The organism is Streptomyces sp. NPDC090088 (assembly GCF_044747345.1).
In the GTDB taxonomy this organism is placed as follows: Bacteria; Actinomycetota; Actinomycetes; order Streptomycetales; family Streptomycetaceae; genus Streptomyces.
Window position 1 is genome coordinate 1618325 of record NZ_JBIVDZ010000001.1, and the last position, 16142, is coordinate 1634466.

Below are 16142 nucleotides of genomic sequence, written 5' to 3' on the forward strand. Positions count from 1 at the left end.
GGTCAGGCCCCTGCCTTGGTGAGGACGGCGGGCGCTTCGGCCTCTTCGTGGAACTCGAGCTGGCGGCGCCGGTTGGGGATGAGGCCCTCCGGGCGGAAGCGCATCAGCAGGATGAGCGTGACGCCGAAGGCGAAGAGCTGGTAGTCGCCGAGGAACTGCAGCTTGGCCGGGATCAGGTACAGCAGGGACGCGCCGACCAGCGGGCCGGAGATGGTGCCCATGCCGCCGAGGACCACCGCGGCCAGCAGGAACGCCGAGTTGGGCGGCACCACGTAGGCGAACTGGTACTGCTCCGGGGTCACCGTGTAGGTGACGTGCGCCTGGACCGAGCCGGACAGACCGGCCAGGCAGGCACCCAGGGCGAACGCGATCAGCTTGACCCGGAAGCCGTTGATGCCCATGGCGAGCGCGGCGGTCTCGTCCTCGCGGATGGCGACCCAGGCGCGGCCGATACGGGAGTCGCTGCTGCGGCGGAAGACGATGACCACGATGAACGTGATGATCAGCATCAGCAGCAGGTAGTTGGCGAACCGTCCGATGGTGGAACCGAGGATCTGGTGCTCGGCACCGAAGTCGAAGCCGAGGATGTCCAGGTTCGGGATCGAGGAGATGCCGTTGGAGCCGTTGGTGACGTCCGGGCCCGAGGTGCCGTCCAGGTTGAGGACGGTGATCCGGAAGATCTCACCGAAGCCGAGCGTGACGATGGCCAGGTAGTCGCCGCGCAGTCGCAGGGTCGGGGCGCCGATGACGACACCGAAGATCATCGCGACGACCGCGCCGAGCAGCGCCGACGCCCAGAACGGCCACTGCACGTGCAGCGGCGAGGACGGCGAGCCGGAGACCAGGGCCGCGGTGTAGGCGCCGACACCGAGGAAGGCGACGTAACCGAGGTCGAGGAGACCGGCGAGGCCGACGACGATGTTCAGGCCGAGGGCGACGGTCGCGAAGATCAGGATGTAGACGCCGATCGTCGCGTACTGGTCGTTGGACTGCGTGAACGGGAACGCCGCGGCGGCCAGGAAGGCGCCGGTCATGGTGATGTTCCGGTGCTTCGCGGTGATCGCCGAGACGCGGGCCACGATCCCGGCCTTGGAGAGCGAGGCGAAACCGAAGCCGGCGGTGATCAGGAAGCCGATGAACAGCTGGTCGTACGAGGTGCCGATGCCGTAGCTGAAGACGATCAGGCCCACGGCCATGGCCGCGACGATGACGAGGATCTCGACCCAGGGGAGCAGCGGGGCCGCCGGGGCCGGGGTCTTGCCGGCGAAGGCCGACCTGAAGACGTTCCACTTGTGGCGGGTGTTGTGCCGGAACAGCTCCCAGCCGGTGTCGTCCGGGTCGATCGGGTCGGGCTCCGGCCGCTCGAACGGCAGGGCCAGCGCGCCGACCACGGCGAGCAGGGTGGCGATCGCGACGACGAAGCCGCCGGGGTCCAGGTTCACCACGCCACCGAGCTTCACGCTGATGGCGATCACCGTGTACCAGGCGGTGGCGAAGGTGCCGAGCGCGGCCATCTTCAGTGCGCTGTCGGCGCTGCCCGGGGTCAGCCAGGACAGCCCCTTCACGCCGTAGGAGGCCAGACCGAACAGGGTGGTGAGGATGCCGCCGATCAGCACCAGGACCTGCAGGCCGCCCGGGTAGCCGTAGACGGTGAGGTCACCGGGGAACTCGGAGGTCCAGGTCCACGACATGAACGTGGAGATGACGGCAAGGACGCCGCCGCCGGTGGCGAGGGCGCGGCCGAGCGGGGCCGGCAGGCCGATCAGGCCGCTCTGCGGGGCCGCGGGAGCGGCCGGGGTCTCCGGGGACTCGGGGGTCTCGGATGCGGTGGTCTGTGTGGTCATCGGTGTCACGCCCTGTCCGCGACGCGTTCGCCGAGCAGACCCTGGGGCCTGAACAGCAGTACGAGGATGAGGAGTACGAACGCCCAGACGTCGGCCCAGGACTGGCTGCCGAACTGGCTCATGCCGGGGATGTCCGAGATGTATGCGGTTGACAGGGCCTCGGCGACGCCGAGGACGAGGCCGCCGAGCATGGCGCCGTAGATGTTGCCGATACCGCCGAGGACGGCCGCGGTGAAGGCCTTCAGACCGAGCAGGAAGCCCATCTTGAAGTCGATCTGGCCGTACTTGAGGCCGTAGGCGACACCGCCGACTGCGGCGAAGGCGGCACCGAGGGCGAACGCGATCACGATGATGCGGTCGGTGTTGACGCCCATCAGCTTCGCGGTGTCCGGATCCTGGGCGGTGGCCTGCATGCCGCGCCCGGTGCGGGTGCGCATCACGAAGTAGGCGAGGAAGGCCATGCTGAGCGGGGCCACGATCACCAGGAAGATGTCACCGGTCTGGATCGTGACGTTGCCGATGTTGAAGGGGCCGCCCGGGATGGTGGGGAAGGTACGGGCGGACTTGGCCTCGGGGTACCAGGCCCACACCGCCTGCTGCAGGGCCAGCGAGAGGCCGATGGCGGTGATGAGGGGGGCGAGACGCGGCGCGGTGCGCAGGGGGCGGTAGGCGAAGCGTTCCGCCCCGACGGCGACCAGGACGGCGACGATGATCGCGCCCACCAGCATCAGCGGGAGCGCTATCCAGATCGAGGTGCCGTCGGGCAGTACGTACGCGTAGACCGTGAGCGCGCCGAAGGCGCCGGTCATGAAGATCTCGCCGTGGGCGAAGTTGATGAGCTGGACGATGCCATAGACCATCGTGTAGCCAATGGCGACCAGCCCGTACATGGATCCCAGTAGCAGGCCGTTGACCAGCTGCTGCGGCAGTTCGTTCACCGCATGTCCTCCGAGACGTTCGGAATGTTCGACGGATGAGGCCGGATGCGAGTCCGCGCGGGGCGCCAGTGGAACAGCGCCCCGCGCGGCTCGGTGATGCGTGCGGGTGTGGGTCAGCTGCTCGGCGTGTACGTGCCCGAGGTGGCCGCCTTCCACGCACCGCCGTCGACCTTGTAGACGGTGAGCTGCTTGTTGGTCGCGTCACCGTACTCGTCGAAGGAGACCTTGCCGGTCACACCGTCGAAGGAGACGTTCTGCACCGCGGCGGTGATCTTCGCGCGGGCGTCGGACGGCAGCTTGCCGCCGTTGTCGTCGACGACCTTCTTCACGGCCTCGATGATCGCCCAGGCCGAGTCGTAGGAGTAACCGCCGTAGGCGCCGTACGCCTCGCTGTAGCCGCCCGCCTTGTAGTTGGCGACGAACTCCTTGGCGGAGTCGAGGGTCTCGACCGGGGCGCCGACCGAGGTGGCCATGTCGCCGGTCGCGGCGGTGCCCGCCAGCTTGATGAAGTCGTCGGCGTAGATGCCGTCACCGCCGACCAGCGGGATCTTGGCGCCGGCGGCCTTGAGCTGCTTGCTCAGCGGACCGGCCTGCGGGTACTCGCCGCCGTAGTAGACCACGGTGGCGCCCGAGTTCTTCACCTTGGTGACGACCGCGGAGTAGTCCTTGGAGTCCGGGTTGATGTGCTCGGTGCCGACCACCTTGCCGCCGAGCTTCTTGAACTCCTCGGTGAAGGTCGCGGCGAGACCGGCGCCGTAGGTCTTCTTGTCGTCGATGATGAAGGCCTTGGTCAGCTTCGCCGTGTTGTACACGTACTGCGCGGCGTACGGGCCCTGGATGGCGTCCGTGGTCGCGGTACGGAAGTACGACTTGTACGGGCGGGCCTTCGTCGTCTGCCAGTTGTCGCCCTGGGTCAGCGCCGGGTTGGTGTTGGCCGGGGAGACCTCGACCAGCTTCGCGTCGTCGAACACCTTCTGCATCGACTGCGCGACGGAGGAGTTCAGCGGGCCGACCACGCCGTAGACGCTGTTGTCGCTGACGAAGGCGGACGCGTTGGCCTGGCCGGAGGAGGGCTGGGCCTGGTCGTCCTTGGCCTCGATCTTGAAGGTGACGCCGTCGACGTACTTCTTCTTGTTGGCCTGCTTGACCGCCAGGTCCACCGAGTTCTTGATACCCAGGCCGAGCGCGGACAGGTCGCCGGTCAGCGGGGCGTCGACGCCGATGGTGACGGTGGTGCCACCGCTGCCGGAGTCGGAGCCCTTGTCGCCGCTGTCTCGCGAACCGCAGGCGGTGAGGGTGAGTGCTCCCGCTGCCAGCGCGGCGGTGATGGCGATGAGCGAACGTTGACGCACGATCAGTCCTTTCCCCTGAACAACCGCATCCCCGTGGAAACGGTCGAGTCGCGCCCCCCGGTCGAAGAGAGATTCCGACGGTGCCGTGACTGGCCGTGACTCTAGGCGGGTGTGGGGAACGCGGAGGAGGGTCTGACCCATGCTGTGACGCTCTTGTTATGACACGAGGTAATGCAGAGCGGTACACCGTGCGGAGAAGAGCGGAATTCCGGCCGATTCGCCCCGTCCGCATGCTGAGAACCCGCAGGACCCGCCGTCGTCGGATCAGGTGTCTCGGACGTTTTGGTGATTACTCGGGATGGTCGCTAACTGTTGCTACAGGCGACTTTCAGGGCGTGAGAGAGGTGCTGTGCGTAGCGGGATCCCAGGATGAAACTCTGTACTTGTATTGCACGGGCATTACGCAGAGTTACGTCCAGGAAAGGAAGTCCGGCATCCTTCGGAACTGCCCCACAATCGGTCACATGCATCGTGATCGTGATCTCGCGGGGTGAGCCCGATTTTGTCCGGAACGGTGCGCGTGGCGACACGGTCAGGGCGAGGCCGGCATAGGGCTGGGTCATCCGGGGCACGGTGACCGGCGGCCCGTCCATGACGGTCATGCGCACCGCGAAGCTGAAACTGCGGGGCTCCGCCCAGGGGGAGGTGGCGCGGCCGCCGAGGAACGCGAACGCCACCGTCTGCGCGGGGTACGGCGCTTCGGGCGGCGGCGGGCTGTGCGGGCGGGTCGCGACGAGGTAGCCGCCACCCGCGAGCAGCGCGGCCGACGCGGCGAGGGCCACGGCGGCGCGGTGGCGGGCGGAGCGCGGGGGAGCGGGGGCGACCGTCTCCGGGACGTCCCACGCGCTGGTGCCCTCGCCCGCCTCGACGGGGCCGATGCCGCTCGTGCCGCTCACTGCCAGGGGCCTCCTGTCGGTGTGCCGTCGCGGTACCGCTCGGCGCAGGCGATCCGCGCCCGACGGTCGATCAACTCGTCGGCGGCAGCGGCCCCTTGGTCGCGCCGCACGGCCCGCGCGGCGTCCACGACGTCCCGCAGGATCTCGTACTGCCCGTTGGACAGCCCCATCGACTGGTAGTCGCCGTAGGTGCCGCTGTCGAGCACCTCGCGCGACCAGTGCGCGACGATCGTGGCGCACAGCTCGGCGTCGGAGACGGTCGAGGGGACCGCCCGGGAGGCTGAGGGCGAGGCCGACGGGGCCGCTGAGGGCGCGGGGCTCGCGGGGGCGGGATCGGGGCGGCCGGGGCCGTCCGGGCCTGCGCAGGCGGTCAGCAGGGCGAGTCCGAGCCCCAGCCCCAGCCCCAGTGCGGTCGTCCCCGGCCGGGGGCCTCCTCGCCGTCCCATGCGCCGAAGCTACGGGCGCGGACGGCGTGGGGCAATGGACGCGTCACGCCGGGTGTCAGCCCCGGACGCGGGCCTCGTCGGCCTTGGTCACGTCCCGCAGCAGGCAGGTGAGGCGGGCCGTGCACACCCGGCGGCCCTCCTCGTCGCTGATCACGATCTCGTACGTCGCGGTCGAGCGGCCCCGGTGCACGGGCGTGGCCACGCCGGTGACCAGGCCGGAGCGGGCCCCGCGGTGGTGCGTGCAGTTCAGGTCGACGCCGACCGCGATCTTCGAGCTGCCGCCGTGCAGCATCGACCCGACCGACCCCAGGGTCTCCGCCAGCACCGCGCTGGCCCCGCCGTGCAGCAGCCCGTACGGCTGGGTGTTGCCCTCCACCGGCATGGTGCCGACGACCCGGTCCGCCGAGGCCTCCAGGATCTGCACGCCCATCCGGGTGCCGAGGTGGCCCGCCGAGAACAGGGCCGGCAGGTCGACGCCGAGCGAGGCGTACTCGTCGATGACCTCCTGCGGGAACTTCACGTGCTGCTGCTCGCCCATGGGCCGACTCCGTTCGTCGTACAGCTGTCTCTCCCTGAGCAAACGCTCAGTCGGCTGCCGATTCTTCCAGATGCGCTGAGCGGGCGCTCAGACCGCGCTCCTCGGGTGCGGCACCGCGCTCTCCAGCCGGACCACGACGGACTTGCTGGCCGGGGTGTTGCTGGTGTCCGCGGTGTGGTCGAGCGGGACCAGTACATTGGTCTCCGGGTAGTAGGCCGCCGCGCAGCCCAGCGCCGTCGGGTAGTGCACCACCCGGAAACCGGGGGCCCGGCGCTCCACGCCGTCCTTCCACTCGCTCACCAGGTCGACGTACGACCCGTCGCCGACCCCCAGCCGCCGCGCGTCCTCCGGGTTCACCAGGACCACCCGGCGGCCGTTGGTGATACCCCGGTAGCGGTCGTCCAGGCCGTAGATCGTGGTGTTGTACTGGTCGTGCGAGCGCAGCGTCTGCAGCAGCAGCCGGCCCTCGGGCAGCTCGGGGAACTCCACCGGGGCCGCCGTGAAGTTCGCCTTGCCGGTGGCGGTCGGGAAGCGGCGCTCGTCGCGCGGGGCGTGCGGGAGCGCGAACCCGCCCGGGTGCGCCACGCGCGTGTTGAAGTCCTCGAAGCCCGGGATCACGCGGGCGATCCGGTCCCGGACGGTCGCGTAGTCCTTCTCGAACTCCTCCCACGGCGTCCGGGACCCCGAGCCCAGCACCCGGCGGGCCAGCCGGCACACGATCGCGGGCTCCGACAGCAGGTGCGCGCTCGCCGGCCGCAGCCGGCCGCGCGAGGCGTGCACCATGCCCATGGAGTCCTCGACGGTGACGAACTGCTCTGTGCTTTTCCCGTTCGGGCCGACCTGGAGATCGCGCTCGGTCCGGCCGAGCGTCGGCAGGATCAGCGCCCGCGCGCCCGTGACGACATGCGACCGGTTGAGCTTCGTCGACACGTGCACGGTCAGCCGCGCCCGCCGCACGGCCGCCTCGGTGACCTCCGTGTCGGGGGTGGCGGAGACGAAGTTGCCGCCCATCGCGAAGAAGACCTTCGCCTCGCCGTCGCGCAGCGCGCGGATCGCCCGGACCACGTCGAAGCCGTGCTCGCGCGGGGGCGCGAAGCCGAACTCCTTCTCCAGGGCGTTCAGGAAGGCCGGGGCCGGGCGCTCGAAAATGCCCATCGTGCGGTCGCCCTGTACGTTCGAGTGGCCGCGGACCGGGCACACGCCGGCGCCGGTGCGGCCGATGTTGCCGCGCAGCAGCAGGAAGTTGACCACCTCCCGGATCGTCGGCACCGAGTGCTTGTGCTGGGTGAGGCCCATCGCCCAGCAGACGATGGTCCGCTCCGAGGCGAGCACCATGCCGAGGGCTTCCTCTATCTCCGCGCGGGTGAGACCGGTCGCCGCGAGCGTCTCGTCCCAGTCGGCGGCCCGGGCGGCCGCCGCGAACTCCTCGTAGCCGTGGGTGTGCTCGCGCACGAACTCCTCGTCGACGGCTCCCTCGGTCTCCAGGACCAGCTTGTTGAGGAGCCGGAACAGGGCCTGGTCGCCGCCGATGCGGATCTGCAGGAACAGGTCGGTGAGGGCGGCGCCCTTGAGCATGCCCTGGGGGGTCTGCGGGTTCTTGAACCGCTCCAGACCGGCCTCGGGGAGCGGGTTGACACTGATGATCCTCGCGCCGTTGGCCTTGGCCTTCTCCAGCGCGGAGAGCATCCGGGGGTGGTTGGTCCCCGGGTTCTGGCCGGCGACGACGATCAGGTCGGCCTGGTAGAGGTCCTCCAGGTGGACGCTGCCCTTGCCGATGCCGATCGTCTCGCTGAGCGCCGAGCCCGAGGACTCGTGGCACATGTTGGAGCAGTCCGGCAGGTTGTTGGTGCCCAGCTCGCGCGCGAACAGCTGGTACAGGAACGCGGCCTCGTTGCTGGTGCGGCCCGAGGTGTAGAAGACGGCCTCGTCGGGGGAGGCGAGGGCGGCGATCTCCTCGCCGATGATGTCGAAGGCGCGCTCCCAGTCGACCGGCTCGTAGTGCTCGGCGCCCTCGGCGAGGTACATGGGGTGGGTGAGCCGCCCCTGCTGGCCGAGCCAGTAACCGCTGCGGTGGTGCAGATCGGCGACGGAGTGCGCGGCGAAGAACTCGGGGGTCACCCGGCGCAGGGTGGCCTCCTCGGCCACCGCCTTGGCGCCGTTCTCGCAGAACTCGGCCGCGTGCCGGTGGTCCGGCTCCGGCCAGGCGCAGCCGGGGCAGTCGAAGCCGTCCTTCTGGTTGACCCGCAGCAGCGTCAGCGCGGTGCGCTTCACGCCCATCTGCTGCTGGGCGATGCGCAGCGTGTGCCCGATGGCCGGCAGTCCCGCCGCCGCGTGCTTGGGCTCCGCGACCCGCGGCGCGTCCTGGACCGGGTCGCCCTTGGGCGGCTTAGTCGCCATCGCACGATCTCCCTCTACGCCAACACCACTGCCCTGAGCCACCGATCCTCGCACGCGCCACCGACAGCGAACGAGGCCGGGTTCCCGGACAGAACGGAAACAATGCCCGCCTCGGTGCCTGTGGCGATGCCCGCACCGGTGCCCGCGTCCATGCCTGCCACGGCTGCGTCCGCGAACCGTCGGCCCTGACTGTCAGTGCGGCGTGGCAGGATCGGGGGCGTGGCAGAGACAGCAGCGAAGCAGACCGACAAGACCCCCGGCGGCCCCCGTCCCCGGCTGATGCTCATGGACGGGCACTCGCTGGCGTACCGCGCGTTCTTCGCGCTGCCCGCGGAGAACTTCACGACCGCGACGGGGCAGCCGACGAACGCGATCTACGGCTTCGCGTCGATGCTGGCCAACACCCTGCGTGACGAGGCGCCCACGCACTTCGCGGTGGCGTTCGACGTCTCCCGCAAGACCTGGCGCTCGGAGGAGTTCACCGAGTACAAGGCGAACCGCTCCAAGACCCCGGACGAGTTCAAGGGCCAGGTCGAGCTGATCGGCGAGCTGCTCGACGCGATGCACGCGCAGCGCTTCGCCGTCGAAGGCTTCGAGGCCGACGACATCATCGCCACCCTCGCCACCCAGGCCGAGGCCGAGGGCTTCGAGGTCCTGATCGTCACCGGCGACCGCGACTCCTTCCAGCTGGTCACCGACCACACCACGGTCCTCTATCCCACCAAGGGCGTCTCCGAGCTGACCCGGTTCACCCCGGAGAAGGTTTTCGAGAAGTACGGATTGACGCCCGCCCAGTACCCCGACTTCGCGGCCCTGCGCGGCGACCCGTCCGACAACCTCCCCGGCATCCCCGGCGTCGGCGAGAAGACCGCCGCGAAGTGGATCAACCAGTTCGGTTCCTTCGCCGAACTGGTGGAGCGCGTCGACGAGGTGAAGGGCAAGGCCGGCCAGAACCTCCGCGACCACCTGGAGTCCGTCAAGCTCAACCGCCGGCTCACCGAGCTGGAGCGGGCCGTGGAGCTGCCCAAGACGGTCACCGACCTGGAGCGCGCCCCGTACGACCGCAAGAACGTCGCGATGATCCTGGACGCCCTGGAGATCCGCAACCCGTCACTGCGCGAGCGTCTCTACGCCGTCGACCCCGGCGCCGAGGAGGCCGAGTCCACCCCGGTCGCCGAGGCGGGCGTGGAGGTCGACGGCACCGTCCTCGGCACCGGCGAGCTGGCCGGCTGGCTCGCCGGGCACGGCACGGAGCCGCTGGGCGTCGCCACCGTCGACACCTGGGCGCTCGGCACCGGCTCGGTCGCCGAGGTCGCGCTGGCCGCGGCCGGGGGAGCGGCGGCCTGGTTCGACCCCGCGGAGCTCGACGAGGCCGACGAGAACGCGTGGTCGGCCTGGCTCGCCGACACCGCGCGGCCCAAGGTCTTCCACAACGCCAAGGGCGCCATGCGGGTCTTCGCCGAGCACGGCTGGCGCATCGAGGGCGTCGGCATGGACACCGCGCTCGCCGCCTACCTGGTCAAGCCCGGCCGCCGCTCCTTCGACCTGGACGCGCTGTCCCTGGAGTACCTGGGCCGCGAGCTGGCCCCCGCGGCGGCGGCCGACGGGCAGCTGGCCTTCGGCGCGGACGACGGCGCCGAGGCCGAGGCCCTGATGATCCAGGCCCGCGCGATCCTCGACCTCGGGCAGGCCTTCGAGAGCCGCCTCGAGGAGGTCGGCGCGGCCGAGCTGCTCCGCGACATGGAGCTGCCCACCTCGGCCCTGCTCGCCCGGATGGAGCGGCACGGCATCGCGGCCGACCACGCCCACCTGGAGGCGATGGAGCAGATGTTCGCGGGCGCGGTGCAGCAGGCCGTGAAGGAGGCGCACGCGGCCGCCGGCCACGAGTTCAACCTGGGCTCGCCCAAGCAGCTCCAGGAGGTCCTCTTCGGCGAGCTGGCCCTCCCCAAGACCAAGAAGACGAAGACCGGTTACACCACCGACGCCGACGCACTCGCCTGGCTCGCGGGCCAGACCGAGAACGAACTGCCGGTGATCATGCTCCGCCACCGCGAGCAGGCCAAGCTGCGGGTGACGGTCGAGGGCCTGATCAAGACCGTCGCCGCCGACAGCCGCATCCACACCACGTTCAACCAGACCGTCGCCGCGACCGGCCGGCTCTCCTCCACCGACCCGAACCTGCAGAACATCCCGGTCCGCACGGACGAGGGCCGGGCGATCCGCCGGGGCTTCGTCGTCGGCGAGGGTTTCGAGTCGCTGATGACGGCCGACTACAGCCAGATCGAACTGCGCGTGATGGCCCACCTCTCCGAGGACGAGGGCCTCATCGAGGCGTTCACCTCCGGCGAGGACCTGCACAACACGGTCGCCTCCCAGGTGTTCGACGTCGACCGCTCGGCCGTCGAGCCGGAGATGCGCCGCAAGATCAAGGCGATGTCGTACGGCCTCGCCTACGGGCTGTCGGCCTTCGGCCTGTCCCAGCAGCTGAACATCGACGCGGGCGAGGCCCGGGCGCTGATGGACACGTACTTCGAGCGCTTCGGCGGGGTCCGCGACTATCTGCGCCGGGTCGTCGACGAGGCCCGCGCCACGGGCTACACGGCGACGCTCTTCGGCCGCCGCCGCTACCTCCCGGACCTCAACAGCGACAACCGCCAGCGCCGCGAGGCGGCCGAGCGGATGGCGCTCAACGCGCCCATCCAGGGCACGGCGGCGGACATCGTGAAGATCGCCATGCTGCGGGTGGACGGCGCGCTGCGCGAGGCGGAGCTGAAGTCCCGCATGCTGCTCCAGGTCCACGACGAAATCGTCCTGGAGATCGCCCCCGGCGAGCGCGACCGGGTCGAGTCCGTCCTGCGCGAGCAGATGTCCGACGCGGTCCGGCTCCGGGCCCCGCTGGACGTCTCGGTGGGTGTGGGCCCGGACTGGGAGTCGGCGGCGCACTAGCCCGCGGCGCGGGCCGGCAGAGGGCACGTGGCAGAGGGCACGTGCCGGAGAGACCGGCAGAGGGCGCCGCTCCCCGACCTCGGTGGGGCGACGCCCTCCGGCCCTGGTGGAGGGGTGCCCTGCGGCCCAGGCGGTACGGCGCGCCTCCGGCCCAGGGGAGCAGCGCTTCCGGCCCCTTCCGGCCGCATCACTCACCTGGACCCCGCCAGAACGCCCCCGCCCCCGCCACCGGCAAGGATGCGGCCATGGGTATACGCATGGTTCACCGCCGGACGCCCCAGAGCAGGCCCCCGGCCAAGGCCCGTTCCGCCTCCGCCCAGGTCACGACGGACTCGTCGGGACCGGCCGTGGCGGCCGACGCCAGTTCCGCCCGCATCCCCTCCGACCTCACCGTCGCCGTGCGCCGGGCGGTCACCCGCCTCCGATGGCGACTGCGCGCCCGGCCCGGCCTGCGCCAGTGGCTCGACCTCGCCCGCAGCTACCTCGCGCTGCTCCTCACCGCGCTCCCCGGCCCCCGCCGCCCCCGCACCATGACCGTGTTCGTGGCGAGCCTCACCGAACGGCCGAAGGGCTCGGCCGCACGTCGTCGGCCACCGGAGCCGGACGCCACACCCTGACGGCGACGGCGTACCCCAGCACCCCGAGCAGCAGCCCGGCGCCCGCCCCGAAGAGCACCGTGGGCAGCAGCTCCCACGGCTTCGCCACAGCCCCCCAGTACTCCCACCACCGGGTCGCCCGCCGCACCGCCAGGGCCAGCGCGCAGCCGCCGATCCCGGCCCCGGCCCACCACCGGTCCCGTACCGACAGCGCCGGCACCCCCAGTGGCTCCCCGGCCGGCGCCCGCCGTACCGCGCGGACCAGGAACACGGCGAGCACGGCCGCGGCCACCGCCGAACTGCCGTACTGGAGCAGGGTGTACAGCGGCACGCCCGCGAGGCTCCGGCCGATCGCCGGGACCAGCCGCGTCCCCCAGCGGTCGTGGTGCGTGAACGCGTCCCAGACGACATGCGTGAGCCCGCCGAGCACGGCGGAGACGTACCAGCGGCCCGTCAGGGAGAGACCGGCACGCGCGCGGGGCGTCCCGCAGCGCAGCAGCGCGGACAGCCGCCCCTGCCGGGCCCGCGGCGCGAGCGCCACCAGGGGTTCGCGCACCAGCACCCACAACGCCACCAGCGCCCAGGCGAACAGCACATCGACCGTGAGGACACCGGTGAAGGAGTGCGTGAACCCGCCGAACTCCATCGCGTCCGGCTCCGCGCTCGCCGCGTAGTAGGTGAGGTCGGGCGCGAAGGACCCGGCCACGAGCACCGCCGGCACCAGCCGTCCGCGCCCGGTCCCGTCACCGCGTACGGCGGGCAGCACGGCGGCGGCATGGCTGAGAGTGAACGGCACTCGGGCTCCCCCTGGAACGGTCGTCGGCCGAAGCGCCGAACAAGTGATCGCGTACGGCAAGTATCCGGGACGCCACCATCGTTCAACGGGGGATGGCCAACTGGTGAAAATCGGGCACCGCCGGGTGTCCGTGGAAGGGAAGTTGTCGTAGGGTCGCCTGGGTCGCCGCCCCGGCGTGCACCGCGGGATGCACCACCTCACCACTCGAAAGAGATAACAGAGGCAACAGGGGGCAACCACAGCACCGGGTCAACCGTCCACCAGGGCGAGCAGACAGACGGAGACGGGCGCTCAGAAGGCGCCCATGGGAGGGGTTCACCTTATGGCGGCGCACATCGGCAAGCGGCTGCGCAAGGGAGCGGCGACGACCGCCGCCGCCGCGTTGGCGGTAGCGGCTCTGTCCGCGTCCCAGGCACCCGGCGGAACGGCCGGCGACGCGGGCCGGCAGGCCAACGCCGGCGCCAGCACCTCCGTGCCCGACGGGGGCGGTGCGGCCGACGGCGCCACCGGCAACTCGCCGTACTACACGGACCTGCCGCCGCTCAACAGCCCGAACCCCAGTTCCAGCCCCACCGCCTCCTCGTCCAGCATCGGCACCGCCGTCTCCCGGGGCGCGGCCGAGGCCGGCATACCGGCCACCGTCCTCGACGCCTACAAGAAGGCGGAGGCGGAACTGCGCGGCTCCAAGCCCGGCTGCAACCTGCCCTGGCAACTGCTCGCCGCCATCGGCAAGGTGGAGTCCGGCCAGGCCCGCGGCGGTGACGTCGACGCCGAGGGCAACACCCTGCACCGCATCCTCGGCCCCGAGCTCGACGGCAACGGCTTCGCGCTCATCAAGGACACCGACGGCGGCAAGTACGACGGCAACAGCCAGTACGACCAGGCCGTGGGCCCCATGCAGTTCATCCCGTCGACCTGGGCGTGGGCGGGCCGCGACGGCAACGGCGACGGCGTCAAGGACCCCAACAACGTCTACGACGCGGCGCTCGCGGCCGGCCACTACCTGTGCCGCTACGGCTGGGACCTGTCCGTCCAGGCCGACATGAACAGCGCGATCCTCAGCTACAACAACTCGCAGGACTACCTGAACCTGGTCCTGTCCTGGTACGAGTTCTACCGCAAGGGCACGCACTCGGTCCCGAACGGCACCGGCACCCTGCCCACGCACCGCAGCGACGGCAAGACCGGATCCGGTTCCGGCTCCGACGGCTCCACGGGCAAGCCCACCACGAGCACGCCGAAGCCGACCGAGCCCACGCCGAGCACCCCGAGCACGGACCCGACCCTGCCGCCCACGGCCACCGACACCGTGGACCACCTGGAGGACGCGGGCACCGCCAAGCTCACGGCGACGGCCGGCGACGCGTTCGCCAAGAGGATCAGCACGCGCGCGGAGACCAAGGCCGGCCGGACCGTCGCCAAGGTCCGCGTCCGCTTCACCATCGTCGGGGACACGGACACGACCTTCACCGGCGGCGAGAGCGTCGCCACGGTCGCCACCGACAGCAAGGGCGTCGCCGTCGCCCCCACGCTCCAGGCGGGCGAGAAGACCGGCGACTTCACGATCCACGCCAGCGTGGTCGGCCGTACGGCGAAGGGCGTCGACTACGACGCGACGGTCACCGCGCGTGCCGCCGACACCCTCGCCCTCGTCAACACCACGGCGCCGACCTGCGTGGCGGGCGGCGAGTTCGCCGACCAGGTGCAGGCGAAGGCCACCTACCAGGGCGCCGTCGCCGACAAGGTCGCCGCCACCGCCACGCTCGTCAAGTCGGCGGACGACACGAGCGAGAACGACAAGGGCCCGTACTTCAAGGACGCGAACGGCAACGCCGTGCGCACCCTCACGGACCTCCAGACGGACGCGGACGGCCTGCTGACGCTGCCCAAGCTGTACGCGGACGACACCACCGGCACGTTCCTGCTCCGCATCACGACCACCGGCGGCGCCACGCTCACCGTCGAGCTGACGGTCACCGCGGACAGCTCACCGAGCCCGTCGCCGACCGCCTCCGAGTCCGCTTCCGCCTCCCCTTCGGCGTCGGCTTCGGAGAGCCCGTCCGCCTCCGCCTCCTCCTGATCCACGGCCGTACGGCCACCGGGGCGCCCTTCCGCGACAGCGGGAGGGCGCCCTCGTGTGTGAGAGCTGTTCTCATCTCACCCTCCCGTTGCTACGGTGCCCCGACCTGACGATCCATCAGGAAATCGTCCGCAGGGAGGCCCCGCATGCGTGCCCTGATCGCCGCCGCGACCGGTCTCGCCCTCGCGCTCGTCCTGGTCGTGACCATCAGCGCCCTGGGGTCGCCGAACGGGAAGACGTCCCCGAAGCCGCTGCTCACGACGGTGCCCTCACACCCGTAACCGCCGCCCCGGGAGGCCGAGATGCGCCGCAAGGCCAGTCTGGTCCTGCTCGCCTGCGCCGTGTTCTTCGCGGCCCTGTCCCCGCTGCTGCGCTGGTACGCCTTCCCGCGCCTCGCCAAGATCCCGGCCGACCAGTACCAGGACATGGTCCTGGTCGCGAAGAACGCCACCCTCCTCGACTACGGCACCATGCGGGCCAAGAAGGTCCCCCAGGTCACCATCGTGCAGACCCTCAAGGGGAACGTGGAGGCGGCGAAGAAGGTCGAGAAGACGGCGGGCCGGGACGTCGTCGTCTGGGACGGCCTGTCGTACGTCCAGGGCCCCGACGGCAAGATGGTCTCCGAGATCCCCGAGCGCTACATCTTCGACGCCCACAGCCAGGAACCCGTCCACGCCACCGGCGAGATGGTCGACGGCGACCCGGTGAAACGGGACGGCATCGAGTTCAAGTGGCCGTTCCTGACCGAGAAGCGCGACTACGAGTACTTCGACGCGCAGACCCGCACCACCAACCCCATCCATTACAAGGGGACGCAGACCTTCCGGGGTGTCAAGGTCTACTACTTCGAGCAGACCATCCCGTGGACCAAGGTCTCCATGCCCAAGAAGATGCCGGTGCAGGGCATCACCCCGGAGACCGTCGCCAAGACCGGCACCACCCGCTGGTACACCACGGTCCGCAAGTTCTGGGTCGAGCCGGTCACCGGGGCGCCCGTCTACGGCGAGGAGATCCACAAGGAGGAGCTGCGCGGCGGCACCCTGCTGGGCGGCCGGGCCAAGGTGACGGCCTTCGCCGGCGACGTGAAGATGCGCGAGGACTACATCGAGCACACGGTCGCCCTGGTCAAGCACAACCGCACCATCGTCCTGCTGCTGACCTCCTACCTCCCCTGGGGCTTCCTCTCGCTCGGCATCGTGCTGCTCGCCCTCTCCCTCTGGCTGGAGGCGCGCGCCCGCCGCCCCGCCGACCCGGAGCCCGCACGGTCCGAGGTCCCGGAACCGGTCAGCGCCTGAGCCGCGCGGTCCGGGAAC

Annotated in this window: 13 protein-coding genes; 5 read left to right on the top strand and 8 right to left on the bottom strand. The window is 70.8% G+C overall.

Translation table 11 applies throughout. The features are described from left to right. Positions 1-2: 2 nt before the first annotated feature. The 7 genes from ACIPSJ_RS07160 to ACIPSJ_RS07190 form a co-directional block, all read right to left on the bottom strand. The gene (locus ACIPSJ_RS07160; RefSeq protein ID WP_401344182.1) at positions 3-1844 is read right to left on the bottom strand and encodes a branched-chain amino acid ABC transporter permease; all 1842 of its coding nucleotides are present in this window, start codon (positions 1842-1844) and stop codon (positions 3-5) included. A gap of 5 nt (positions 1845-1849) precedes the next feature. Beyond that, positions 1850-2782, bottom strand: a complete 933-nt coding sequence (locus ACIPSJ_RS07165) for a branched-chain amino acid ABC transporter permease (RefSeq protein ID WP_359209855.1) — start codon at positions 2780-2782, stop codon at positions 1850-1852. Between the two features lie 113 nt (positions 2783-2895). After that, complete coding sequence (locus ACIPSJ_RS07170) at positions 2896-4134, bottom strand: branched-chain amino acid ABC transporter substrate-binding protein (protein ID WP_359209858.1); 1239 nt, start codon at positions 4132-4134, stop codon at positions 2896-2898. 305 nt (positions 4135-4439) lie between these two features. Further along, entirely contained in the window at positions 4440-5030 is a 591-nt protein-coding gene (locus tag ACIPSJ_RS07175; RefSeq protein ID WP_359209861.1) for a Tat pathway signal sequence domain protein, read from the bottom strand. After that, positions 5027-5476: a hypothetical protein gene (locus ACIPSJ_RS07180; protein WP_401344184.1), complete on the bottom strand. Its 450-nt coding sequence runs from the start codon at positions 5474-5476 to the stop codon at positions 5027-5029. The genes ACIPSJ_RS07175 and ACIPSJ_RS07180 overlap by 4 nt, the downstream gene beginning before the upstream one ends. A 55-nt stretch (positions 5477-5531) precedes the next feature. Further along, positions 5532-6014, bottom strand: coding sequence for a hotdog fold thioesterase (locus ACIPSJ_RS07185; RefSeq protein WP_355708081.1), 483 nt, complete (start codon positions 6012-6014; stop codon positions 5532-5534). A gap of 87 nt (positions 6015-6101) precedes the next feature. Beyond that, entirely contained in the window at positions 6102-8411 is a 2310-nt protein-coding gene (locus tag ACIPSJ_RS07190) for an FdhF/YdeP family oxidoreductase (RefSeq protein ID WP_401344186.1), read from the bottom strand. Between the two features lie 219 nt (positions 8412-8630). On the opposite strand from ACIPSJ_RS07190, the gene polA reads away from it, so the two are divergent. After that, complete coding sequence (gene polA / locus ACIPSJ_RS07195; protein ID WP_401344188.1) at positions 8631-11357, top strand: DNA polymerase I; 2727 nt, start codon at positions 8631-8633, stop codon at positions 11355-11357. Positions 11358-11602: 245 nt separating this feature from the next. Then, positions 11603-11974 (top strand): hypothetical protein, encoded by a 372-nt coding sequence (locus tag ACIPSJ_RS07200; RefSeq protein WP_359209873.1) that lies wholly within the window; start codon positions 11603-11605, stop codon positions 11972-11974. Here ACIPSJ_RS07200 and ACIPSJ_RS07205 read toward each other — a convergent pair. Further along, the gene (locus ACIPSJ_RS07205) at positions 11910-12749 is read right to left on the bottom strand and encodes a DUF4184 family protein (protein WP_401344190.1); all 840 of its coding nucleotides are present in this window, start codon (positions 12747-12749) and stop codon (positions 11910-11912) included. The genes ACIPSJ_RS07200 and ACIPSJ_RS07205 overlap by 65 nt on opposite strands. Positions 12750-13071: 322 nt before the next feature. On the opposite strand from ACIPSJ_RS07205, the gene ACIPSJ_RS07210 reads away from it, so the two are divergent. The 3 genes from ACIPSJ_RS07210 (at position 13072) to ACIPSJ_RS07220 (ending at position 16124) form a co-directional block, all read left to right on the top strand. Further along, positions 13072-14829, top strand: a complete 1758-nt coding sequence (locus ACIPSJ_RS07210; RefSeq protein WP_401344192.1) for a lytic murein transglycosylase — start codon at positions 13072-13074, stop codon at positions 14827-14829. A 146-nt stretch (positions 14830-14975) separates the two neighbouring features. Further along, positions 14976-15110, top strand: coding sequence for an SPW_0924 family protein (locus ACIPSJ_RS07215; protein WP_123977979.1), 135 nt, complete (start codon positions 14976-14978; stop codon positions 15108-15110). A gap of 21 nt (positions 15111-15131) precedes the next feature. Further along, positions 15132-16124: a DUF3068 domain-containing protein gene (locus tag ACIPSJ_RS07220; protein WP_401344194.1), complete on the top strand. Its 993-nt coding sequence runs from the start codon at positions 15132-15134 to the stop codon at positions 16122-16124. The last annotated feature ends 18 nt before the right edge of the window (positions 16125-16142 follow it).